This window comes from Gammaproteobacteria bacterium, assembly GCA_019911805.1.
GTDB lineage: Bacteria > Pseudomonadota > Gammaproteobacteria > Thiohalobacterales > Thiohalobacteraceae > JAHJQQ01.
Genome location: JAIOJV010000077.1, coordinates 160,049 through 183,989 on the forward strand (window position 1 = coordinate 160,049; position 23,941 = coordinate 183,989).

Annotated in this window: 22 protein-coding genes; 15 read left to right on the forward strand and 7 right to left on the reverse strand. The window is 61.7% G+C overall.

Annotated elements, in window-relative coordinates; translation table 11 throughout:
• Positions 1-104: 104 nt before the first annotated feature.
• The 3 genes from K8I04_09895 to K8I04_09905 all read left to right on the forward strand — a co-directional run bounded on the left by K8I04_09895 (position 105) and on the right by K8I04_09905 (position 4,811).
• Entirely contained in the window at positions 105-1,481 is a 1,377-nt protein-coding gene (locus K8I04_09895; protein ID MBZ0072022.1) for a selenium-binding family protein, read from the forward strand.
• A gap of 175 nt (positions 1,482-1,656) precedes the next feature.
• Positions 1,657-3,519, forward strand: a complete 1,863-nt coding sequence (locus K8I04_09900; protein ID MBZ0072023.1) for an SCO family protein — start codon at positions 1,657-1,659, stop codon at positions 3,517-3,519.
• Positions 3,519-4,811, forward strand: coding sequence for a methylamine utilization protein MauG (locus K8I04_09905; GenBank protein ID MBZ0072024.1), 1,293 nt, complete (start codon positions 3,519-3,521; stop codon positions 4,809-4,811). The genes K8I04_09900 and K8I04_09905 overlap by 1 nt, the downstream gene beginning before the upstream one ends.
• Positions 4,812-4,910: 99 nt before the next feature.
• On the opposite strand, the gene K8I04_09910 is transcribed toward K8I04_09905, so the two are convergent.
• The 6 genes from K8I04_09910 to K8I04_09935 all read right to left on the reverse strand — a co-directional run bounded on the left by K8I04_09910 (position 4,911) and on the right by K8I04_09935 (position 10,893).
• Positions 4,911-5,534: an SCO family protein gene (locus K8I04_09910; GenBank protein ID MBZ0072025.1), complete on the reverse strand. Its 624-nt coding sequence runs from the start codon at positions 5,532-5,534 to the stop codon at positions 4,911-4,913.
• Positions 5,535-5,612: 78 nt separating this feature from the next.
• Positions 5,613-6,161 carry a formaldehyde-activating enzyme gene (locus K8I04_09915; protein ID MBZ0072026.1) on the reverse strand — a complete coding sequence of 183 codons (549 nt, stop codon included), beginning with the start codon at positions 6,159-6,161 and terminating at the stop codon, positions 5,613-5,615.
• Between the two features lie 42 nt (positions 6,162-6,203).
• Entirely contained in the window at positions 6,204-7,028 is an 825-nt protein-coding gene (locus K8I04_09920) for a formylmethanofuran dehydrogenase subunit C (GenBank protein MBZ0072027.1), read from the reverse strand.
• Complete coding sequence (gene fhcD, locus K8I04_09925) at positions 7,025-7,921, reverse strand: formylmethanofuran--tetrahydromethanopterin N-formyltransferase (GenBank protein MBZ0072028.1); 897 nt, start codon at positions 7,919-7,921, stop codon at positions 7,025-7,027. The genes K8I04_09920 and fhcD overlap by 4 nt, the downstream gene beginning before the upstream one ends.
• On the reverse strand, positions 7,918-9,588 hold the full coding sequence (locus K8I04_09930) for a formylmethanofuran dehydrogenase subunit A (protein ID MBZ0072029.1): 1,671 nt from the start codon (positions 9,586-9,588) through the stop codon (positions 7,918-7,920). Before K8I04_09930 ends, fhcD begins: the two co-directional genes overlap by 4 nt.
• An 18-nt stretch (positions 9,589-9,606) precedes the next feature.
• Positions 9,607-10,893, reverse strand: coding sequence for a formylmethanofuran dehydrogenase subunit B (locus K8I04_09935; GenBank protein ID MBZ0072030.1), 1,287 nt, complete (start codon positions 10,891-10,893; stop codon positions 9,607-9,609).
• A gap of 369 nt (positions 10,894-11,262) precedes the next feature.
• Between K8I04_09935 and K8I04_09940 the strand changes: the two genes are divergently transcribed.
• The 8 genes from K8I04_09940 (at position 11,263) to K8I04_09975 (ending at position 19,085) form a co-directional block, all read left to right on the forward strand.
• Positions 11,263-12,288 (forward strand): GHMP kinase, encoded by a 1,026-nt coding sequence (locus K8I04_09940; protein ID MBZ0072031.1) that lies wholly within the window; start codon positions 11,263-11,265, stop codon positions 12,286-12,288.
• A 26-nt stretch (positions 12,289-12,314) separates the two neighbouring features.
• Positions 12,315-13,220 (forward strand): methylenetetrahydromethanopterin dehydrogenase, encoded by a 906-nt coding sequence (locus K8I04_09945; GenBank protein ID MBZ0072032.1) that lies wholly within the window; start codon positions 12,315-12,317, stop codon positions 13,218-13,220.
• Positions 13,204-14,409, forward strand: a complete 1,206-nt coding sequence (locus K8I04_09950; protein ID MBZ0072033.1) for an ATP-grasp domain-containing protein — start codon at positions 13,204-13,206, stop codon at positions 14,407-14,409. Before K8I04_09945 ends, K8I04_09950 begins: the two co-directional genes overlap by 17 nt.
• On the forward strand, positions 14,406-15,374 hold the full coding sequence (gene mch, locus K8I04_09955) for a methenyltetrahydromethanopterin cyclohydrolase (GenBank protein MBZ0072034.1): 969 nt from the start codon (positions 14,406-14,408) through the stop codon (positions 15,372-15,374). Before K8I04_09950 ends, mch begins: the two co-directional genes overlap by 4 nt.
• Complete coding sequence (locus K8I04_09960; GenBank protein ID MBZ0072035.1) at positions 15,371-16,279, forward strand: RimK family alpha-L-glutamate ligase; 909 nt, start codon at positions 15,371-15,373, stop codon at positions 16,277-16,279. Before mch ends, K8I04_09960 begins: the two co-directional genes overlap by 4 nt.
• Entirely contained in the window at positions 16,276-17,241 is a 966-nt protein-coding gene (locus tag K8I04_09965) for a triphosphoribosyl-dephospho-CoA synthase (protein ID MBZ0072036.1), read from the forward strand. The genes K8I04_09960 and K8I04_09965 overlap by 4 nt, the downstream gene beginning before the upstream one ends.
• Before the next feature lie 12 nt (positions 17,242-17,253).
• Positions 17,254-17,766 (forward strand): formaldehyde-activating enzyme, encoded by a 513-nt coding sequence (gene fae / locus K8I04_09970; protein ID MBZ0072037.1) that lies wholly within the window; start codon positions 17,254-17,256, stop codon positions 17,764-17,766.
• An 89-nt stretch (positions 17,767-17,855) separates the two neighbouring features.
• Entirely contained in the window at positions 17,856-19,085 is a 1,230-nt protein-coding gene (locus tag K8I04_09975; protein ID MBZ0072038.1) for a 6-carboxytetrahydropterin synthase, read from the forward strand.
• Positions 19,086-19,115: 30 nt separating this feature from the next.
• Here K8I04_09975 and K8I04_09980 read toward each other — a convergent pair whose 3' ends face one another.
• Positions 19,116-19,796, reverse strand: coding sequence for a hypothetical protein (locus K8I04_09980; GenBank protein ID MBZ0072039.1), 681 nt, complete (start codon positions 19,794-19,796; stop codon positions 19,116-19,118).
• A 33-nt stretch (positions 19,797-19,829) separates the two neighbouring features.
• Here K8I04_09980 and K8I04_09985 point away from each other — a divergent pair, with 33 nt between their 5' ends.
• Genes K8I04_09985 through K8I04_10000 form a run of 4 tightly spaced genes read left to right on the forward strand, consistent with a single transcriptional unit; the run spans position 19,830 to position 23,931 of the window.
• Complete coding sequence (locus tag K8I04_09985) at positions 19,830-20,843, forward strand: ATP-grasp domain-containing protein (protein MBZ0072040.1); 1,014 nt, start codon at positions 19,830-19,832, stop codon at positions 20,841-20,843.
• Positions 20,833-21,882 carry a H4MPT-linked C1 transfer pathway protein gene (locus K8I04_09990; protein MBZ0072041.1) on the forward strand — a complete coding sequence of 350 codons (1,050 nt, stop codon included), beginning with the start codon at positions 20,833-20,835 and terminating at the stop codon, positions 21,880-21,882. The genes K8I04_09985 and K8I04_09990 overlap by 11 nt, the downstream gene beginning before the upstream one ends.
• A complete protein-coding gene (pabB, locus tag K8I04_09995) occupies positions 21,879-23,300 on the forward strand; it encodes an aminodeoxychorismate synthase component I (GenBank protein ID MBZ0072042.1) in 1,422 nt (473 codons plus the stop codon). Before K8I04_09990 ends, pabB begins: the two co-directional genes overlap by 4 nt.
• The gene (locus tag K8I04_10000) at positions 23,260-23,931 is read left to right on the forward strand and encodes an amino acid kinase (protein ID MBZ0072043.1); all 672 of its coding nucleotides are present in this window, start codon (positions 23,260-23,262) and stop codon (positions 23,929-23,931) included. Before pabB ends, K8I04_10000 begins: the two co-directional genes overlap by 41 nt.
• The last annotated feature ends 10 nt before the right edge of the window (positions 23,932-23,941 follow it).

Below are 23,941 nucleotides of genomic sequence, written 5' to 3' on the forward strand. Positions count from 1 at the left end.
GACGGACTACATCCTCCCTGGGTGTCACAAAAAACATGACCTTCAATCGTATTTGAGGGCAAGGAGCGATAGACATGATCAAAGCGACTTTCAGAGACACTGCCATGACGCTGGGACTGGCGGCCGTAATCGGTATAACCGGGTCGGTTCTGCCCAGTGCTGCGCCTGCTGATGAGACCTGTGTTTCACCCTATTCGGCCAAGATCGTTGGCCAGGAGCAGTTCGCCTATGTATGGACCCTGGGCGTGGAGGGGGTCGGTGACGAGCAGGACAAGCTGGTTACGGTCGATGTGGACCCCAAGTCTGGAAAATATGGAGAAGTCATCAATGTCTTGTCGGTTGGCGGCAGAAACGAGGCCCACCACTCCGGCTACACCGATGACCGCCGTTATCTCTGGGCCGGCGGTCTGGATACCAACAAGATTTTCATATTCGATGTGTACACCGACCCGGCCAAACCCAAACTCGCCAAGGTGATCGATGACTTCGTGTCTGCAAGCGGCGGGGTGGTGGGTCCACACACATTCGTGGCCATGCCGGGCAGGATGATGATCAGCGCGCTGTCGAACAACAAGGATCACGGCGGTCGTACGGCACTGGTCGAGTACACCAATGAAGGTGAGTACATCGATACCTACTGGCTGCCGACCGATGGTGACCTGCAGGGAGCGAGCAAGTCAGGCAAGTATGCGGACGGGTACGGCTATGATGTCCGCTTTCTGCCCGCCAAGAACGTGATGGTGACGTCATCCTTCACCGGCTGGTCCAACTATATGATGGATTTCGGCAAGATGATGGGTGACGAGGAGGCGATGAAGCGCTTCGGGAACACCGTCGTCATCTGGGATCTGCATACCCGCAAGCCGTTGAAGGTTATCGACGTGCCCGGTGCACCACTGGAAGTGCGCTGCGCGTGGGGCAACAACTATTGCTTCACGACGACCGCACTGACCTCCGAGATCTTCCTGATCTACGACGATGTCAAGGAAGGCTGGAGCGTCAAGAAGGTCGGCACGATCGGTGATCCGGCCAATGTGCCGATCCCGGTGGCGTTCTCCATCTCGGCGGATGACCGGTATCTCTGGATCGATACCTTCATGGATGGCAGCACACGGCTGTTCGATGTGTCCGATCCGTTCCATGCGAAGATGGTATACGAGAAGAAGATCGGTCCCCAGGTCAATATGGTATCGCAGAGCTGGGATGGAAAGCGTCTGTATTACAGCTCCTCCCTGCTGTCCAGCTGGGACAAGAAGGGTGAACACGATGAGCAGTTCCTGACGCTGTATCACTGGGATGGCAAGGAATTGGCGAAGCAGTGGGAAATCGACTTCTACAAGCAGAAGCTTGGCCGGGCGCATCTGATTACCTTCAACTCGAGACAGTTGTTCGATACTCAGATTTCCGCTGCACAGCCTGCGGCAGCAGGTACAGTGGCGGAAAGTCTGGTCGTTTTGAAGGACGCCTCTTTCAAGCAGTAGGACATGTGGTTCACCAGGTGCCGGAGCAATGCTTCGGCATCTGTCTTATTCTGCGTGCCAACCCGTACGGTTGGCAGCTGGAGTATGACCGCCATCATGCGGCTGCTGGAGGTATCTCATGTGCAGTGGTTCGAGCGCCGGGCGAGGTTCGAGGCGCAGCTGGACAGACATTCCGATGATCGCTATTGCAGCGCTGCTGACGCACCTGCTGCTGGTGGTACCCAGCCTGTCAGTGGCCCACACGGAACTCCCGGAAATCGTTACCAGGGAAACCGGCCAGGCCGCCACTGCGGCCCCCGGTTATGGACAGCTCGGGTTCACTGCCCCCGTCCCGGGAAGCTATTTTCTTCCGGTGATAAAGGCGGCGGCCGATGGTGTGGTGCTTGCATCGAGCGGCGAACCCACCACCCTTCATGATCTCTACGACGACAAGATCGTCGTACTCAGTTTTATCTACAGTTCCTGCACCGATGCAAACGGCTGCCCCTTGGCAACGTTCGTTCTGCATCAGCTGAAGGCCCGGCTGGAGAAGGATCCCGATCTGGCGGGCTCCGTGAAGCTGCTGAGTCTCAGCTTCGATCCGGAGCGGGATACTCCGGAGGTGATGCGTCTCTATGAGAACGGGATTCCGGACGGTGCCACGGAGTGGAAGTACGTGACCACGGCATCGGCCGCGGCGTTGGATCCGATCCTGGCATCCTATGGCCAGACCATCCAGAAGGAACTCGCTGCGGAGGGCGCGCGCGCGGGTTCGATAGCGCACGTCTTGCGGGTCTATCTCATCGACGCCCAACAGAGAATACGTAACATCTACAGTGTCTCGTTTCTCCATACCGACGTCATCCTGGCGGATATCCGTACGCTGGCGCTGCCGGGTGGTGGTCTGGAGCCGCGACAGTCTGCGGTGGCAGACGCGACGACCAGCGCGATCGATGCCAGACTCGCCCGGGTTCACAACCCACCGCTGGGGCTTCCGGCCACGAACACGGCCGGTGGTACGACGGCCGACCGCGCGCTGTTCAAGCTGGGAGAAACGCTGTTCTTCGAAAGGCGCCTGACGGCCAACTCCTCCTTGTCGTGTGCTCACTGCCATATCCCCAGTCAGGGATTCACCAGTAATTCCATGGCCAGGGCCATTGGTTTCGAGGGACGCAGTCTGCGGCGCAATGCCCCCAGCCTGTACAACGTGGGCTACATGAAACGCCTGTTTGTGGATGGCAGGGAGTTTTCGCTCGAGGCCGCGGTATGGGACGAGTTGTTGAATTATGCGACGACCGGCAATCGTGACGTTGGGGGTATGCTATCCAGAATCGAGGCGGTCGAGGGGTATGCGGTGTTGTTCGAGCAGGCGTTCCCGGGTGTGGGGGTCTCCATGCAGACGGTATCGGATGCCCTGGCAGCCTACATGCGAACCCTCGTTGCGGCGGACTCGCCGTTCGATCGCTGGCGTTACGGCGGGCAGGCCGATGCGATCAGCGCCTCGGCAAGGCGGGGCTTCGATCTGTTCACTGGCAAGGCAGGCTGCGCGGCATGCCATACGGTGGGGCCGAAGGACGCGTTATTCACGGACAACAAGCTGCACAACACCGGAATCGGCTGGTACAGATCCATGCATGATGACGATAAACCGCCAAGAATCGTCATTGGTTCTGATGTTGTCATCGAGGTCGACCAGGATGCATTGGCCGGTACGGAAGAGCAATCCTTCAATGATCTGGGTTTGTATGAGGCCACCCAGCATCCGGATGACCGCTGGGCCTACAAGACCCCTTCGTTACGCAATGTCGCACGGACCGCACCCTACATGCATGATGGATCGATGGCTTCGCTGGAGGAGGTCGTCGAGTACTACGATCGCGGCGGATTCGCGCATGAATTCATCGATGAGAGAATCCGTCCGCTGGGATTGACGGGGCAGGACAAAGCCGATCTGGTGGAATTCATGCAGACACTGACGGGGAGCAATGTCGATGCACTGGCGCAGAGGATAACGACCGACGGGTTCACCCGCGGATCACGTGGACTGCCCGAGAGGTGATGGCGATGCGAAGACTGATTCTCTATGGCTCGTTGCTGGGGTGCTGGGGCGTGGCAGCGGCGGCGGTGGATGGACCCGGCGATTACCGTGGTAACTACGATGACCCGGAGTACGAGACGCGCTCCCGCCCCCTGGTCGAACGTGTGGGTGAGGCGGTCGATCTGATCGACCGGGCGAGGGCCCAGTCGCTGGGCCTGCCCCCAACCGAAATACCGACGGACAACCCCCTCACGAAAGCATCCGTACAACTGGGCAGAAAGCTCTTCTACGACCGTCGATTGTCCTTGAATGGCACCCAGTCGTGTGCCATGTGCCATATCCCGGAACAGGGATTCACCAACAACGAACTGGCGATTGCGGTGGGTACGGAGGGCCGTAGTGTCGGGCGTAATACACCGACCCTCTACAACGTCGCCTATCAGCAGATGTTCTTTCATGACGGTCGCGAGTCGAGTCTGGAAAATCAGGCCTGGCAGCCGATTCTGCATCCCAATGAGATGGCCGCACCTTCCATCGGGCTGGTCGTCGAGCGGCTGCGTACGCTACCCGATTATCGGGGTCTGTTCGAGGCGGCGTATGGCGGAGAGCCCGCCAATATGAACACCGTGAGCAAGGCGCTCGCGAGCTATCAGCGCGTCCTGGTAGTCGGTAATTCACCTTTTGATCAATGGTATTACGGTGGGCATGAGGATGCCATGTCACCGGCTGCGCAGCGGGGTTTCAAGCTGTTCAGCGGCAAGGCGGCGTGCATCACCTGTCACACGGTCGGGTCCGAATACGCAGTATTCTCCGACAACAAGTTGCATAACACCGGCAATGGCTACCGCCACGCGATGAAGATCGAACAGCCGCAACATGCGAAAGTGCTGATCGCTCCCGGGGTGTATTTCGAGTTCGGACCGGAGGTGTTCGAGGAGCTGGGTGGGGAGCGCCACAATGATCTGGGGCGGTACCTGGTGACCGGAAATCCGGATGACCGCTGGAAATTCAAGACGCCTTCGCTCAGGAATGTCGCGCTGACGGCGCCGTATATGCATAACGGGGTATTCGCCACACTGGAAGAAGTCGTTGAATTCTACGATGGAGGCGGTGTGCCGAACGAACTTCTGAGCCCGCTCATCAAGCCGCTTGGCCTGTCTGCCGAGGAGAAGGTGGATCTGGTGGCGTTGCTCAAGGCATTGACGGGCGAATACGAGCTACTCGTCAGAGACGCGTTTGCGGCACCGGTAGGGGATTTCGAGAAAGGCGGTCTCGATACGGTCCATTTCGGCAAGGAATATACGCCGCAATAGGGATGAAGCACCCATGTACGCCAGTCCATCGTGCCGCTGTATGCACTGGCGTGGGACATCGGCGGTCGTGTCTGACCGATCGTCCCTCTGGCCATTGCGTCACCTGGAGGGCAACAGTGTCCGTACCCGTTCGACGACGACATCGGTCGGTGTGCCATAGGGGATCGCCTGTACCAGTGTGCCCTGTGGATTCAGGATGTACAGGTCGCTGGTGTGGTCTACGACATAATTCCCGCTGTCCGTCTTCCCCTCATACCGATAGGAGGTATGGTAACGGCGAGCCAACTGCCTCAGGGCGTCCTGGCTGCCGGTAACGCCGATGATGGAGGGGTGGAAGTAATCCGTGTAGCGCCGCAGGATCTCGGGCGTGTCTCTGCCCGGATCGACCGAGACGAAGATGGGCTGGATCATGTTCGCGTCGTCACCCAGGCGGTTCATCAGGGCCTTCACGCTCAGCAGGGTGGTCGGACACACGTCCGGACAGGATGTATAACCAAAAAAAAGGACCACGACCTTGCCACGGGTAGTGGCGATACGGAAGGGATTACCCTGTTCGTCGATCAGTGTAAACGCGTCGTTGGGCGGTGTATCCGGGGCAGCAGCGATCGATGCCGATCCGGTCGCCATGCACAACCATACGGCGAACAGCAATTGCAGGGAGCCTGCGCGAGCCATGGAGATCAGTGGTCCTGGCATGGTGATGTCCATCGGGATTGCCTGCATCGTTCATCCGCCCACGGCAGGGACATCGTCATCCGGAATCGGATGTGGAGGCGCGCGCGGGTGGCGTCGCCATGACGGTTATAATTCGCCATCCAGCCCGAGCTGATAGTTCTCATGGACTATGGCGTCCTGATTCTCCAGCAACCATTCGATGGTCGGTTCATTCTGCAGAGCCTTGTGGATGGCCCTGGACATGGCCGCCCTATGGACATCGAACAGCGTTTTATGATCGATCCTTTCAAGCTTCAGGATATTCGGATCGAGCCATACTGAAACGATGATCCCCAGGCCATAGACATGTTCGCGTGCAATGTCACCGTAGCGAACGGCATCGAGGACGCCGTTGGCGATGGCGGCCTGTACCGTGCCCATGAGTATGTTCGTATAGGCTTCGTCCTTGACGGTGACCTTGCTCACCATCAGGGTGGCAGGGCGTACCTGAACATCGGGATTCAGAATGGCCAGAACCCTGGAATGGCCCTTGGTCTGGTCGCCGAGCAGGGTCGCGAAGGCGTACCCCACCGGCCCATCCAGTGCGCCGATGACGACCTCTGGTTCGGCACAGAGTTCTACCGGTTCGGCATCGCCGAGGGCTTCACCGATACGCATGACGATTCGATTGTGCATGGCAGACATTGGCCTCCGTAACGATCAAATGAATAAGGCTGTTCAGTGCCTGGATGGCACCAGGATCTCGGCCCTGCCGATACCACTCAGATCACCACAATAGCGTCTGCTGCGGCTGGTGAACTCCAGCGTCCGGGCAATATCCGCATCGATATCCCTCAAGGCCGGCCAGAACAGGCGCAGGAATACGAGCTCATGGGTGCCGCAGTCCACCCAGGTGGCGGGCAGTGGATCGGGCGGCTGGGCCAGAATCAGTGTGCCACGCCGCATCGCATGGCCGACGTAGGGGCCGGTACGCCCCATGATCAGAATCGTACCGGCGATCATGCGTGTGCCGCCATACGCGCCGGCGTCCCCGGAGACCACGATGAGACCTCGCCGCAGGCGATCACCGACGCGGTCTCCCACGTTTCCGTGGATGCACAGGATGCCTCCGCGCATACCCTGCATCTCGCCCGTCCGCGGAGCACCGGCGTAGTCGCCACAATTGCCGTGGATGTCGATGCGGCCGTTGCGCAATCCGCACGCGGCAAAATTACCCACATTTCCGTGTACCGTGATGTGACCGCCGCGTTGACCGAGGCCAAGGTAATCGCCGGCATCCCCATCGACATCGATACGGCCTGACGTCATGCCCGCGCCTATACCATGCAGCGCGGCGCAGCTGTTGTGGATATGGATGTGAGTCGAATCGGTCCCGGATACGTCGAACAGGTCGCCGAGCCGGACATTGCGGTTCCCGTACCCGAGCCGCAGATCGGCGATCCGTGTGGGATCCGTGTTCTTTTCGGCGACCGCGCACAGCGGGCTGAGATCGATGGCGAAAGCCGGTGCGGCGCGCAAGGAAAGGGTGATGGGCGTCGTCACGCCATGACCTCCCGGAGATGGAAATGAAACTGCCCGAGCTTGCCACCATAGTTTCCGGCGGACACACGCCGGATACCGGCCGTCGACCCGAGTGCGCACACCGCCTCGATGCCGGCACGCATTGCGGCCCTGACATCGGTGTCCGCCAGGCCGTTGACGACGATCTCCAATACGGACATTTCATCCGGTAACAACCTGGACGCCGTGATTCCGCGCAGGGTCGGACAGAACTGGTGATTGGTGGAGGCGGGCAAGGCGGCATATTTGGATCCCACCTTGGACCCGGACCGCACGATGCCGCCGGGAAAGGGCATGATCACGTTGGGGATACGGCGCATCGCGACAACCGCCGCTTCGCATGCGGTCAGGGCCTGTTCCTGGGAGGCTGCCAACACGATGAAGTTCCCGCCGCCCACGGCATCCCCATAGGCGGTCCGTTCTTCGCATACGAACTCCCCATCCATGACGGGTATGCGCCAGTAGCGTCGCTCACCGATCAGCTTGGAGATCTGGAAGCCGTCGCCGAAGAAGCGGATATTGCGGCCCAGATTGATCGTCTTGGCGCCTTCCATTCCGGCATATACGGCGCTGGACGGTGACGTGAGGATGCACTGGCCGACGCGGCGCTCCAGTTGCTTTTCCAGATCCTTCGCCGACATGCCGAAAAGCAGCACCGACACACCGGGGCGGCCATCCGGGGTCTGGTCGATCCCGAGGGTGGCTTCGATGCCGGCCTCGATGCCGCTGCCGATGACCGATGTGGCGAATCCGGTCATCGTCACCGCGGCGTTCCGGGCCCAGGTCTCGTTGAGCGCGGTAATGATCACCCGCGTGGCCTTCATGCCGAAGGCCTCCGCGAAGGTGTCTTCGATGGTGACGCCGTTGATGATCACTTTGATTCCCGTCGCCCGCACGCCACCGGCATGACTTCGCTGCCGATGCCACCGCTCATTTCGTCGGCACTGATCTTGAAGTTGTCCAGGCTCACGGTGTGGTAGCGGTCGAAGTAGGATTTCAGATGTTTCTCGATGCCCCGATCGAACTCCGGGCGCACGGCATGCGTCCGACCGGGCACGAGCCCACAGACCTCACCATGGCGGACGACCAGCTCCCCATCCTTGAATACGTAGGCGGGCCTGCCGAACATGGCCTCCCGGTCCGGCAGATCGTCATACACGGCGATATCGGCCCATGCACCCGGCGCCAGGTGACCGCGGTCCTGCAGTCCCAGAATACGGGCGGGGCCGGAGCGGGTCATGATGGCAATTTCGTAGAGGGAATAGTCCCGGCGCAGGCCGGCAAGACGGGAGTGCGCGGCCACATCGGGATGGATCCGCTGGAGTTGATCTTCACGGAAGCTGTGATCCATGAGCAGGCGGATGAGGTGCGGGTAGCTCGTGAACGGGGCGCCGTTGGGGTGGTCCGTGGTCAGGAACACCCGCCACGGGTCGTCAATCATCAGGAACAGCTCGAGACCGATCGCCCACTGCATGGCGTTGACGAAATTCTGGTCCCGATACCGAAACGGGACTACGCCGCAACCGGCCTCACATTCGATATCGGTGCAAATCCACTTGCGTGGGTGCGCATGCCGGTGATTGGCATGCTGATGCATGGTGTCGGCGGATATCGTCACCGTCTGGCCAAACATGATCTGGCCGATGTCTACGCTGATATTCTGGTTCCTGTTAACGGCCTCCGCGATCTCGGCGGCGGCCGATGAGAAGCCTCTGTCACCTTCCGTGCCATAGCTGTGGAACTGCACGTGCGTGATATGCAGCGGCAGGCCTTCGGCGGCAGCCATCGTTTCCAGGGTGGTCCGGTAGTTGCCGGGAACACCGAGATTGCTCGCATGGATGTGCAGTGGATGAGGCACCCCGAGTTCGTGCAGCGCGCGACTCAGCCGTTGCACGATCTGTCGCGGCGTAACCTCGTAGTAGGGATTTCTCTCGTCTACGTCGAGTTTCCGCTGATTGAATTTGAAGGCGTTGATACCGCCAGGGTTGACAGCCTTTATGCCGACGCATTGCGTGGCGTGGAGTGTCCATGCCACGTAGTCGTTGATGGCCTCCTGGTCGGCGCCATCGGAGAGCATGCGCAGCAGAAAGTCATCATTGCCGAGGATCGCGTAGCCACCGGTGTCCAGGAGCAGTGTATCGGCCATCTCCATGTGGGATTGGCGTGCATTGATCGGCAGTACCGCGGGCTCGAAGGCGGCCGTATAACCCATTTCCGCGTAGCGATATCCCGTAAGCAGCGTCGTTGGCGTGGCGTGACTGCAACCGGAGCGTAACAGTCCGTGCCGTTCACTGGGGTTCTCGCGGCAGAACTCGGGCAGGAGTGTACGGGCGATGTTGACCTTGCCACCGCCGATGTGCGTGTGGATGTCGATACCGCCAGACATGACCACCTTGCCGCGCAGATCGTAGACGGTGCATTTCTCGTCACCGCTCACCGGCGCTTCTATGATGCGGCCAGCGCGTATATAAAGGTCACGGACCTGGCCATCGATGCCGTTCGTGGGATCGTAGACCGTACCGGACTGGAGCTTTATGAGCATGGTCATCCTTGAAGATGGTTACAGCATCTCCGTGATCCGGCTTACCACCGTATGGACATCCGGCAGGTCACACGAGCGCAGCTTTTTGAGTGGCAGTGTGGCCACACCATCGCACCGGTAGATATGCCCTTCATGATCGATGCCGGGGGTTGCAACCGGAATGAAAACCTTCGGATCACGGTCCAGCTGCATCGATGCCCGTCCGAGTACGATGGTGGGAAGTTCACCCGCGGGTGGCAGGCGGTCGGCAGCGTAGGCCGATACCCAAAGTAGCAGATCGACGTGCTTCGCGGCGAGCAGCCGGGCAGCGCTGTATCGATGCAGGTCATACTCCGGGTGTCCGGTGGCGAGATTGACCCGCGTCGCATAGCCGGTCTGCCAGGTGCATACCTGCGCAAAGGTATGGTCACCATTGTTGCCGCCCAGTGGCAGGGCGGCACTCCGGGTCTTTTTGTTGAGATCACGGGACAGATTGCAGATCGTCTGTATCGTCAGATCGGCATGCGGGAAGTCCAGATCGCCGGCCACCCAGGTGAAGACGCTGTAGACCGACTGACGCAACCGGTCCGCCAGCTGCTGCAGGTCGGCCATCGGGATCCCGTCGGTGGGGGTCAGGCGGTCAGTATTACCATTTAGAATGGCGCGCAGGGTGGTTGCCACATTCACCAGATTCTGCGGTGCACTGGGGATGCGCACCACCTGTGACGGGTCTACCCCGGCGGGTAGCGGTTCATCCCCGATCAGATACAGGCGCCGGTTGGCGGTGGAATTGTCGAACAGTGTATCGACGTTCGAAAAACACCGTTCGTAGAATCGTGGCAGGCCGCTGCCGATACCCGCGCCGAAGACGACCAGCGTGTCGACCCGGTTGCGGACTTCAGTGAGCGTCGTGGTGATCCAGCCGTTGTCCTGAACCGCGGCGAGATTGGTCGCCATGGCGTCACTGTTCATGTGATCCAGAATGGCGCCGATCCGGTCGGCCATGCGGGTGAGGGCGCGCGCACCATTGACGTCCGTGCCGAGTCCGGCAAACAGCGGCAGACGGGATTGCCGCAACAGGTCCGCGGCGTAGGCGATCGCCTCGTCCAGTGTGCAGGTATCGCCCTGGATCGTCGCTTGTCTGGCCAGTGCCGTGGCTGGCGGCAGGGGCGCGCCGAAGCCACGGCGACTCAGTTCGCAGCCATTGGCGACCACGTCGACCCTGCACCCTCGGGCCGTCAGTGTCAGGTCATCGCAACACAAGCCGCAGAAAGGGCACGCGACGTTCTCGAACCGGGTCTCGTTGGCCGTATTCATGTCCGACATAGGTCTCTGCGAGCGATGGTTCATTTCCAGAGCAGGGAAGCGGTTATGGAAAGAAATTGTCCGCCGGGCGCAAGGGTGTTCTCAGCATCGTGCACGTACAGTGCGGCAGCACAGACCATGCCAATTGAAGAGGGCTGGTAGTAGACCGTCTATGGCAGCAGTGCGAATGCCCGGGCGCGGACGATCCGACACGGTGGTGTGTCTTTTCAGAGACGGTGTCCCATCACGAGCGGGCAGAACTGCTACACCGGTATCGTGCGCCCTGTGACAGAGTGTCCCGTTTGTGTGGCATCCATGGTGCCCGTGACGGTTGAGGGCCCCTGAACCCGGTCACTTCTCACTTGGCATGCGGGTTGCTCTATGGCTCGTATGAGCACTGAACCTGCCGACGTGACCCGTTGGAGAACCGTCCGCGTGCAAGCACCCGGGCGCCTCCATGTGGGCTTTCTCGACCTCAATGGGAATCTGGGGAGACGGTTCGGCAGTATCGGTCTGACACTCGATGGAATCGCTACCGAGATCGAGGCCCGCCCGGCGAAGACGCTCGAATACGAAGGTCCCGAGGCCTCGCGGGCGCGTGTCATGACCCACGCGGCCGCACTGATCAAGCGGCTTGGGCTGCCGCAGGGCGTCGCCATCCGGGTCGTGCGGGCGATTCCGGATCATGTTGGTCTGGGTTCCGGCACCCAGCTGGTACTCGCGCTGGGGAGTGCGCTGGCCGGTCTCTACGGGCTGGGGCTCGATGCGCGCGGAATCGCTGCCGCGGGCCAGCGTGGGGTGCGCTCGGGTATCGGCATCGGGGCGTTCGAGCAGGGTGGTTTCATCATCGATGGCGGCCGCGGCAGCGGTGATCAGCCACCGCCGATCATTCTGCGTCAGGATTTTCCGGCCGAGTGGCGAATTCTCCTGATCTTCGATCGGCACGCCGCCGGCATGCACGGTCCTGAGGAGGTGCAGGCCTTCCGGGATTTGCCCGAGTTTCCCGCCCGGGAGGCCGAACGCCTGTGCCGGTTGATGCTGTTGCAGGCCCTGCCGGCGCTGGCCGAACGGGATTGCCAGGTATTCGGGGCCGCCATCGGTGAACTGCAACGGACGGTGGGTGACCATTTTTCTGCTGCCCAGTCAGGGCGGTTTTCCAGTCCCCGGGTCGCCGCTGCCCTGGCCTGGCTGGAGGCCGAAGGCGTGTCCGGGATCGGTCAGAGTTCCTGGGGGCCGACCGGCTTTGCCATTGTGGGGAGTGCCGCAGAGGCAGCGTCCTTGCTGGAGGCAGCCCGCAGGCGTTACCCGGCGACCCTGTCGCTGCATTTCGAGGTCGTCGCAGCGCGTAATACGGGTGGTTCCATCGTCACGTTCGACGCGGCCCGACTACGGAAGAACACACTGGTATCCGTGTAACCGACGCTGCCATGGGGAAAGAATCGATGGAAAAACCACTGCTGTTACACATGATCACGCCGGGAAAGAACGTCAGTCCCTTCGACGTGAACATGGCCTACGACGCCGGCTGGGATGCCCTCATCCCGTATACCGGTGTAGAGACGTCGGAGGTCACATCGCTGGTGCAGGATGCCATATTCTCCCGTGGCCCAAAGGGGGTACGTCGTACGGGTATGTTCATCGGTGGGCGCGACACCGGTGTGGCCATGGATATGCTGGAGGCTGCCCGGGACGCAATGGTGCCCCCCTTCGAGATCTCCGTATTTGCGGATCCGAGCGGTGCATTCACCACGTCGGCCGCCCTGGTCGCGACGGTCGAGAAACAATTGCGTACCCATCATGGTGTGGAGTTGCAGGGTCAACGGGCGCTGGTGTTCGGCGGGACCGGCCCGGTAGGGATTGCGACTTCTGTGCTGGCGGCACGCGTGGGGGCGCACGTCACCATCGTGAGCCATTCCGGGCACGGTCCCGCAGCGGAGGCGGCGCATGTCTGCAGCACGCGCTACGGAGTCCAGGCCGAGGCGGCAGACGGCAGTTCCGATGCCCTCAAGGTGGAGCTGATGAAGCGCGCCGATGTCATCTTTGGTGCGGCGGCGGCCGGGGTGCAGATTCTCACCTTGGAGCAGCTGCGGTCCTCCCACGATCTCAAGCTGGTCGGCGACCTGAATGCCGTTCCGCCCCTGGGTGTCGAGGGCGTCGAGCTCTTTCACAATGGCGATCCGCTTGCCGGACTGGAGCAGGTGCGTGGCGTTGGTGCGCTCGCCGTCGGCAATGTGAAATATCACGTCCAGCAGGCGTTGTTCCGGCTGATGGTGGAGTCGGACAAGCCGCTGTTTCTCGATTTTCAGGACGCCTTCGAGGTTGCTCGCAGCCATGTCGCGGATAGCTGATCACAGCCTGATCGCCGCGTTGTCTGGGCGCGTACTGGCCCAGTCGGCAGCGATCGAGCGGACACGTGTCGGTGTGCTGGATTGTTTCGCCGATCAGGATACAAGGCGCTATGCGGCCACCTGTGTCCGGGTGGCGGGCACGGTCGATGGCGGCGTCATGCGCTTCGATACCACGGCCCTGCTTGCAACCGCAGCGGACCTGTTTCCCGCATCGCAGTGGCCATGCCTGGTGTATGGCGCCGGTTTCGAGCCGTGTCCCGACACACTGGAGCAGCTCGCAGAGCAGCGGGAGTTGCTCGGCAATGAACCGGATGTGCTTCGACGGATCACCGATCCGGTGAGGTTTTTTGCGTTGCTTGACGAGCTTGCGATTCCGCACCCGACCGTCCGGACGGATCGCCCTGCGGACCCCGACGGATGGCTGGCGAAGCGTGTGGGGGCCAGCGGTGGCGCGCACGTGGCAGCGGCCGGAACAGTGCGTGAGCAGAGCGGTTGCTATTATCAGAGACAGGTGGTCGGCGAGCTTGTGTCCGTGTTGTTTGTGGCCAATGGGCGGGACATCGCCGTGATCGGCTTCAATTCACTATTTACAGCGGGACGCGTGGGATCGAATCGCAACGCCTACGGCGGGGCCATAAGCCGGATGCCTGTAGGCCGGCAGTTGCGTGCTGCGGTGATGGACATGCTCCAGGGGCTGCAGGAGCGACTCCACCTGCGTGGTCTGAATGGTGTCGATTTGATCGTGACCGACACGGGTCCTGTGGTCCTGGAGCTCAATGCCAGGCCGACTGCGACGGTGGATCTCTATGACCAGGGCAGTAAGACCGGCTTGTTGCAACAACATATCGAGGCGTGCCGCGGCGGCACGCTGCGCCGCCAGTCGACGACCGGCCCCATGTGGGCCCATGCAGTGGTCAGGGCGAACCATGCGGTACGGATTTCGCAACCTGTGCAATGGCCTTCGTGGTGCAGTGATATCCCGGCGGACCTGACCGAATTCCAGCCCGGAGAACCGATATGCACAGTGCTGGCCGTCAGTGATGGCCTGGGGCGCAGTCGGCAGCGGCTGTCGGAAAGAAGTGGTCGCGTCCTGCGGGCCCTGGCGTGCGGCGGAGGCGCCCGCGCGTGGCGGCGGGCACCTGCACACCTGGCGCGTAGCGGAGTTGCTCCGGCGGTGGGTGCGCTATGAAGCCGAGCGTCAATGCCCATGCCAACCGACTGGTGGCGGCGCTGCGCGCGGACGCGCTGTCGCTGCGGTTGAGCGAAGTGCGTCTCGACAACGGCTGCCTGCTGATCGATGCCGGTATCGCCGCGCCGGGAGGGCTGGAGGCGGGGCGGCGGATTGCCGAGATCTGCATGGGCGGACTCGGTCGTGTCGGTGTGGGTGCCGCAGGTAACGATGGGACGTGGCCCGTGCGTCTCAACGTCCACAGCTGCAATCCCGTACTCGCCTGCCTGGCCAGTCAATATGCGGGCTGGTCTCTGGCACACGGCAAGGGCAAGGAGGGTTTCCACGCCCTCGGCTCGGGACCGGGACGTGCCCTGGCACGCAAGGAGGATCTCTTCGGTGAGCTCGACTACCAGGACGAGGCCGACGAAACCTGCCTCGTATTGGAGGTCTCCAAGCAACCGCCGGTCGAACTCACGAGCAAGATTGCGGCCGCTTGCGGTGTGGCACCGGAACGGCTGACGCTCCTGTTGACCCCCACCCAGAGTCTGGCCGGGACCACGCAAGTAGTCGCCAGGGTACTCGAGGTGGCATTGCACAAGGCGCACAGCCTGGGCTTTCCGCTCCAGGACATCATCGACGGTATGGGCAGCGCGCCGCTGCCACCACCATCACCGGATTTCGTGGTTGCCATGGGGCGTACGAATGACGCCATTCTGTATGCCGGTCACGTACAGCTCTACGTCCGGGGAAGCGACGCGGCGGCAAGAGACCTGGCGGAACGGATGCCGAGCTCTGCATCACGTGATTATGGTCGCCCGTTCGCCGAGGTATTCAAGGACTATGACTATGACTTCTTCGAGATAGACCCGCTGTTGTTCAGCCCCGCGCAGGTGACGGTGTCCTGCCTGGATAGCGGCAGGAGCTACCACGCCGGCAATTTCGATCCGGACGTCCTGGAGAGATCGTTCGGAGGCGCCCCGTGACGTTCAACATCGCACTCGTCAGCGACGATCCCGGGTGGCACGGGGCACGCCTGCAGGCGGCGTTCGCCGAGCGGGATTGCGAACTCGTGGTCGTCTCGCTGGCAGATTGCGGCCTGGCAGCCGGGGACGCGCGGCCGGGGCCGATCCTGCCGGGTTTCGAGCACAGGTTGCCGGACGGTGTATTCGTACGCGGTATTTCAGGCGGCACGCTGGAAGAGGTCATCCTGCGACTCGATGTGCTGCATGGGCTGCAGCTCCTGGGGGTCCCGGTATACAACAGCGGTCGCGCGATCGAAAGAAGCGTCGACAAGGGGATGACCAGCCTTCTCCTGTCCAGGGCAGGTGTACGGACGCCACCGACCTGGGTGGTGGCAAATCCGGACCTGGCGCGGGATATCCTGCGCAGGGAGTGTGCGGCCGGACACCAGCTGGTCATGAAACCGCTGTTCGGCTCGCAGGGAAAGGGGGTGGTGCGGGTCGGTGGAACGGACGATCTCCCGGATGTCGCTGCGTACAACGGTGTCTACTATATGCAGCGTTACATCGAAGGGTGTGGTTACGACTGGCGCGTGTTCGTGATCAATGGCCGTGCAGTGGCCGCGATGAAACGGCATGGAGGCGGCTGGATTCACAATGTCGCTCAAGGTGCACGCTGCAGTACGGAACGTGCGGAGGGTGAATTGGCGGCGATTGCCGAAGCGGCCGTTGCGGCACTGGAGATGGATTACGCGGGCGTCGATCTGGTTCTGGATGAGACAGGTGCGTTTTCGGTGCTGGAGGTCAATGGGATACCCGCCTGGAAGGGCCTGCAGGAGACAACCGAGACGGACATGGCTCATGCCCTGGTCGATGACTTCTGTTCACGTTATCTGCTGAACGGCGGGTTGCGGGTGATATCCGCATGAACACGGTGCGACTGCAGCATGACAGCGGCATGGCCCGGCGGTGCGTGGAGGACGCGGTATTGTTCGCGTGTATCGCCGAGGTCGGCGCGCTCAAGCCGGGCAATGTCAGCATCTACGGTGCGGGGCATGGTATGCGCGTGGATGACTTCGTTGTCAGCGCCTCGGCGGCCTCCGCCGCGCTCTCGAGGCCGGCCGAGCGTGTCGGTGAACGGATTTTGCGTGCCATTCAGGCGACCCGGAACGTCGTCCGGATGAACACGAATCTCGGTATCGTCTTGCTGTGCGCGCCGCTGGTACACGCAGTGTTCCACGTCACCTCCCGGGTGTCATTGCGGGCTGCGCTCGCAGACGTGCTGACGACATTGGACGACACGGATGCCTGTCTGGCCTACCGGGCGATCAGACTGGCTGAGCCCGGCGGCATGGGGAGCGTCGGTGACCACGACCTGTCCGAGGCGGAGCCGCAAGTATCCCTGCTCGAGGCGATGCGCGCGGCGCAGGGGCACGACCGCATAGCCTATCAATATGCCCATGGCTTCCGGGACATTTTTGATGATCTGCTGCCCCGTTATCACACCGCCATAGCACATTGGGGCCGGCAGGAATGGGCGATCGCGGCGACGTACATCGATACGTTGTCGTCCATCCCGGATTCGCACATCGTCCGGCGGCATGGTCACGATGTCGCGCGTGCTGTGTGTCGCCGGGCGCGCTGCGTGGGGCTGGAATTGAGCCGGCATCACACTGGCGAGGCATCGACCAACGCATTGTTGGAATTCGATGCAGAGCTCAAACGTCGGGGCGTGAATCCCGGCACAACGGCGGATCTGATCGTCGCCACCCTCACGCTATGGAGGCTCGAGAAGACGCTACCTGCTTCAACTGTTCTGTTCGACCACGGGGAAGGAAATGGCTCAGGTTGCTATTCCTCGACCGTTCTTTCAAGAAGCAACCTGCAATAAGGAGACGTAGTAATGGCAAAGATAAACAAAGTGATGGTAGGTGAGGCCCTGGTGGGTGATGGTAACGAGGTCGCTCACATCGACCTGATCATCGGCCCACGTAACAGTGCCGCGGAGACGGCGTTCTGTCAGACGCTGACCAACCAGAAGGAAGGGGTCAATGGCCTTCTGGCCGTGGTGACGCCGAATCTGATGGTGAAACCGGCGACGGTCATGTTCAACAAGGTCACGATCAAGGGTGCCAAGCAGGCAGTGCAGATGTTCGGGCCTGCGCAGCGTGGCGTCGCCATGGCCGTCGCCGATTGTGTGGAAGACGGCACCATCCCGATGGCTGAGGCGGAAGATCTGTTCATTTGTGTGGGTGTCTTCATCCATTGGCTCGCAGAGGACGATGCCAAGATCCAGGACTTCAATTACGAGGCCACGAAGCTGTCGATCAAGCGTGCGGTCTTGGGTGAGCCCAATGTGGCTGACGTCGTCAAGCAGAAGGACAGCACCGAGCACCCTTTCGCGGCGCACGCCTAGCAGGAAGCTGGATGTTGCCCCGGATCGCCGGGGCAACGTCAGTTATCGCGGAGAACCGGTCAAAAGCCGACAATATGGAGGCTTCCGCTATGGAATGTCTGGAATGCGGCGAGCGCATCGCCCGCCTGGAAAACGATCATTTGCTGCAGTGTTCCGGGCTGACGCTGCATGAATATGCGCTACGCCACCAACTGCCGCTCGACATGCTTCTGGCTGCGGATCAAGTCAATGTTCCGGATTCGGAAGGCAACTATCCGCGCGTGCGCCGACACCCTTCCGAGAGGGCGAGGGCTGTCCTGCAGGCGACCCGGGTAGCCGGTATCCTGCGGGAAGAGGACGGCTTCGCCGTCGTTCCGGGCGAGATCCGTCGGCTCGACCTGCTCTTGTGGTGTCTGCAGTACCTCGAAGACTATGGATTTATGTTCCGGCAGGAATACCGCTTCAATACGTCCACCAACCGTGTCGTCTCGTTCAGCCGCCTCAAGACGCTGCGAAGCAATCTGCTTGGATCCGCAGCCGCATCGCTGTCACTGGCCCCGCCACCGGACTTTCGCCTCATGCTCGCCGTCTGCGTGGCGCTGACCGGGGAAATGCAGGAGGGGTATCTTTTCATTCATGTCGGTAATGAGGCCGATGCCAGAGAGATCCGTACCACGCTGCGGCGCAATGAGCAGATCGATGTATTGATCCTGGAGGCTACGGCGGGGAGCGAGGGCGCGCTGCTGCGTTGCCGTACATTGGACGACAGTACCCGCCTCACCGATTATCTGCGCCGACATCTCGAGGAGTTGCCCGGGGTATGGGAGCGTCTGCACGATGACACGCCGGTCGTCAGTGTCGTCAAGGAACTGGTGTTCGACTCGGCACATTTCATCACCGATCATCCAGCCAAGTGCTCGAACCAGCACGGAGGGCGATATACGCTGCAGGTGCGGGTGCGCGGTCGGGTGGATCCGGAGACCGGTTGTGTGATCGACTATGGCTATCTGAAGCGCGTCGTAACCCGCCACGTCGTGGACCTGTTCGATCACCACCATCTCAATTATGTCGCCCCCGAACTTGCCTGGCGCTCCACCACCGAGATGCTCTGCATCTACATCTGGGAACGGCTGATCGATTATCTGCCGGGCCTGGAAGAGCTGCGGCTGTTCGAGACGCAGCAGTCATGGTGTCACTATCGGGGGCCGACACTGGCTGAATTCCAGCAGCGCGGGAGCGAGGCGCTGCTGCATTATTTCACTGCCTTGGATGGCCGATCATCGGCCCTGCGCGCGGGCTTGGGCGGTGCTGCAAAACCGGCCCTGTCCGTCGTGGCCTAGGCACCTGTCGGACCTGGGCCCGACAGGCCCCTAAGGTACGAAGGGCATCGTGTGGCTATCGATGGCCCCGCTGTGCAGTGCACTGGCCAGTAAGGCGCCAGCCAGGCCCAGCGCCTGCAGTCGGTGCAGGTCGTCGGCATGCCGTACGCCACCGGCCGCGTACAGGCTGTGCTGGGGATTGCCGATCTTCAGGCGCTGCAGGCGATCAAAGTCGGGGCCGGCATGGTGCCCGACGTGATCAAGGCTCATGACGATGACGCGGGCCGGCCACAGCGAGGGTGACACGGTATCATCGGCGCAGCCCAGAAGGCGGCCCTGCCGATAGTCGAGCGACAGGATGTAGTCGTCCTGCTGGCCCACGAGCGCCGCCAGCAGGCCGGGACCGATGGTCTCGCTGCCGAGGACAGCGGTACCGATCTGCAGTGATTGCCAGCGGAGCAACTGGTCCATGGTCGCGAACCCGGCATCGACCCACAACTCGATCTGTGGGAAACGACCGGCGAGCTCCGCGATCACGGGCGTCTGGTCGTCCCGGCCGCAGAGGGCATCCAGATCGGCGATATAGAGACGCGTGAAGGGATGAACACGTAGAAAGCCGGCGATGATCTCGGTGGGCAGATCGGAGTCGCTCAATACGCTGCGAATGGCGGGATAGCTGCGCCGATCGCCGCCCGTTGCGTGTACCACGCGGCCGCCGGCGAGATCGATCACTGGGATTACTGGTAGCAGAGGCAGGGTGCTCCGATGCGGATATTTGTTGTCGAATATATCACGGGCGGTGGTTTGATCGGGCAGGAATGGCCGCCTGGCATCGGGGTCGAGGCGCAGCTCATGGTGGATGCCCTGTTGCGTGATCTCGCTGACCTGCCCGGTATCGAGTTGCTGGTCAGCCGTGACCCACGTCTCGCGGCACCGGCGGTCGACTGCCCGGTATTCGAGCCACGCGCCGATCAGGATATCTGGGATCAATGGGCCGCCTGCATTCACAGCTGCGATGCGGTCTGGCCCATCATGCCGGAAACGGGTGGATTGTTGCACAGGGTCGGCGAGTTGGTCGAGTCGGCGGGTCGGGTGCTGTTGAGCAGTCACCCGGAGGCCGTGGCGATAGCGGGCTCCAAGCGGCATACCGCGCAGCGGCTCGATGTGGCCGGTATCGATGTCGTAGCGACCTTCGATTCACCGGATGACATGCCGGAGACAGGCGCACGCTGGATCATCAAGCCCGACGACGGTGTCGGCTGCGAAGGCCTCCGGATATTCGCTTCTCCTGCCGGGCTGCGCCACTACTTTGCAGGCTGTGATCGGACCAGCAGGCCCGTCGTGCAGCCCTTCATCGAAGGGGAACCACTCAGCCTCTCGCTGTTGTGCCGCCATGGGGAGGCGAGCGTCCTGTGTGTCAATGCCCAACAGTTTCTAGAGAATGATGGGCGACTCCATCTGTGTGCCATCCGGGTCAATATCGACCTGGCATCCGAAGAAGAACGCTTCACACGCTTGGCAACCGCAATCGCCCGGGCCTTGCCCGGCCTGTGGGGATATGTCGGCGTCGATGTGATCCATACGCGGGACGACAGGCTGCTGGTGGTGGAGATCAATCCGCGGCTGACGACATCCTACGTGGCGCTGCGGACTGCGGTGCGACAGAATGTGGCGGCACTGGTACTCTCCCTGCTGGACCCGGGGACACCTCTACCGGTCTGCGAGCGGCTGCGCACGGTGACCGTCGCGCTCAGTGAGGACCTTGCGCATGTCGCATGAAACCGTGATCGGATGGGATGTGGGCGGTGCGCATGTAAAGGCCGCCTGCCTGAGTACCAGTGGGAACGTGCTTGCCGTCAAGCAGGTGGCATGCCCGCTGTGGCAGGGCGGTGATCATCTCGGACACGCGGTCCGGAAGGTGATGGCGACCTTTCCGGGTGGGCACGCCGTCCACGCCGTGACCATGACCGGAGAGCTCGTGGATTTGTTCGAGTCGCGGGTCGAGGGTGTGCGCTTCATCGTCGAGCGACTCTCCGCACTGCTGTCGCCGGCGCGACCCCGGATTTTTGCCGGCAGTGAGGGCTTTGTGGAGCCGCCCCTGGCGCCCACCGTGGAGCATCTGGTCGCCTCCAGTAACTGGCTTGCCAGTGCCACTCTGGTTGCCCGGCGGCTGCCCGCGGGCGTGTTCATCGATGTGGGCAGTACCACGACGGATATCATCGTGTTCAAAGGCGGCAAACCCACCGTGTGCGGTAGCACGGACCATGCACGGTTATGCTCGGGGGAACTGGTCTATACGGGGGTGGTACGGACACCGCTGATGGCTGTCGCTTCGGGGGTACACTATGAGGGTAGCTGGGTGCCGCTGATGGCCGAACATTTCGCGACCATGGCGGATGTCTACCGCGTGACGGGTGAACTGCCGACCCACGCCGACCTCCACCCCACATCCGATGGCCGCCCCAAGACCGTTCACGCCAGCGTGCGCCGTATCGCGCGCATGCTGGGCCTGGATCTGGAGGACGGCCGTGACCTCGACTGCTGGGGCGAAGTGGCGCGTCGTTTCTCTGCCATGCAACTGGCCCTGATCGGGAGTGCCTGCGCACGGGTCCTGGATCATCACACCCTGGCGGCCGACGCACCGCTCGTGGGCGCCGGAGTAGGGCGCTTCCTGGTACGGCGTCTGGCGCAACGTATGCGACGTTCTTACCTGGAATTTCAGTCATTCATCGATGTCGGGATGCTGTCTGGCGGAGATGTGTCCGATTGTGCCCCGGCCGTGGCGGTGGCCGGCCTGGCCTTGGAGGATACGGGATGAGCCGCCCCCACAGCGTGGAACTCCCCTATTCCACGGACAGCGCCACCTTGTTCGCCAGGGTGGCGGAACTGCCCTGGGCCATCTTCCTGGACAGCGGGCAGCCGCATATCGGGCAGGGTCGGTATGACATCCTGGCGGCGGATCCAGGCATCACACTGACTACCCGCGGCCCGCTTACCGAAATCCACACGGCAGCAGGCGTCGAGATCTCTACGGAGAGTCCCTATGCATTAGTGCGCCGCTACCTTGGGCCGGTCGAGCCATCGGTTTCCGGGTTACCTTTCCGTGGCGGTGCGATGGGCTACTTTTCCTATGACCTTGGGCGTCGCTTCGAAAGGCTCCCGGTGAAGGCCGCCGCTACGGACCCTGTTCCCGATATGGCCATCGGGATTTACGACTGGGCCGTGGTCGTCGATCATCTTCGCCGGCGCAGTCAACTGGTCGCGCTGGGGCGGGATCCGCGGACGCTGGACCGTTGGGCGGAGCTGTGCGACTGCTTCGACACCTCCCGGCCCGTGCCTCCGGTCTCCAAGCCCTTCAGGGTGCTGGAGGCGCCAACCTCCAATCTTTCCTTCGCACAGTATGCAAATGCATTTCACCGCATCAAGCACTACATACGCGAGGGGGATTGTTATCAGGTCAACCTGGCGCAGTGTTTCAGTGCGAAGGTCGAAGGCTCTCTGTGGCAGGCCTACCGTGTCTTGCGCAGCCTCAACCCGGCGCCGTTCGCGGCGTTCCTGAATACCCCTTATTGTCAGATCCTGAGCAGTTCACCGGAGAGATTCCTGCGGGTCGAGTCCGGGCGTGTCGAAACGAAGCCGATCAAGGGCACACGGCCACGGGCGCAGGACAAGAGTATTGATCGGGCATACGCCCAGGACCTCCGCACCAGCGTGAAAGACCGTGCAGAGAATTTGATGATCGTCGACCTGATGAGGAACGACCTGGGCAAGGTCTGTGATCTCGGCAGTGTCACCGTACCGAAGCTGTTCGACGTGGAGACCTATGCGTCGGTACATCATATGGTCAGTACCGTCACCGGAAAATTACGCCGCGACTGCGATGCGCTGGCGCTCCTGCAGGCGTGTTTTCCGGGCGGCTCCATAACAGGTGCGCCGAAACTCCGCGCGATGGAGATCATCGAGGAACTCGAACCCCACCGGCGTGGCGTGTATTGCGGTGCCATCGGGTATGTCGGTGTCGATGGATCCATGGATACGAATATTGCGATCCGGACCCTGGTGCATTCCGGGGAGACCCTGCGGTTCTGGGCCGGCGGAGGTATCGTTCATGATTCGGAACTGGAAGCCGAATATCAGGAAACCCTCGACAAGGTGGCACCGCTATTGAGCCTTCTGAAGCTCACGGAGAGCGACTATGTGGATTGTGAAGATCGGCGGCAGTTTATCCACGGCTGAGACCTTGCCCTTGTGGCTGGATGCACTGAACTGCTATTTCCGTGGCCAAGTCGTCATCGTGCCTGGCGGTGGCCCGTTTGCGGAACTGGTACACGATTCGCAGTTGTTCTGGAAATATGACGACCCCAGTGCGCACTATATGGCCTTGCTGGCAATGGCGCAGTACGGGATCATGCTGACCGGCCTGCAGCCAGGCCTGGTTCCGGCGACCAGCGTAGCGGATATCCACGCGGCACTGCACCGATCGACAGTACCGGTATGGTTACCGCTGACCATGGTCAGCGAAGACCCGACGATAGAGCAGAGCTGGGGCGTCACATCCGATAGTCTCGCCGCCTGGTTGGCGCAACGGCTGGGTGCGACGCGTCTGATCCTGGTGAAGTCGATCACGGTGGGCAAGCCGATCGTATCCGTCGACGAACTTGCGTTGAATGGTATCGTGGACGAGGCGTTTCCGGATTATTTCCGATCCACGGCCGTGGAGACCATTATTCTATCGGATGAACAATACGGGCTGCTTCCACAGATGCTGCTGGCGGAGGTCCCCGGTGTCCCCGGTGGCACACAGGTCGCCATGGCTGCCGGGACAGAGTCGGTGCGATACCGCACGACCCTCCCTTTTCCCACCTAAGGAACCTCTG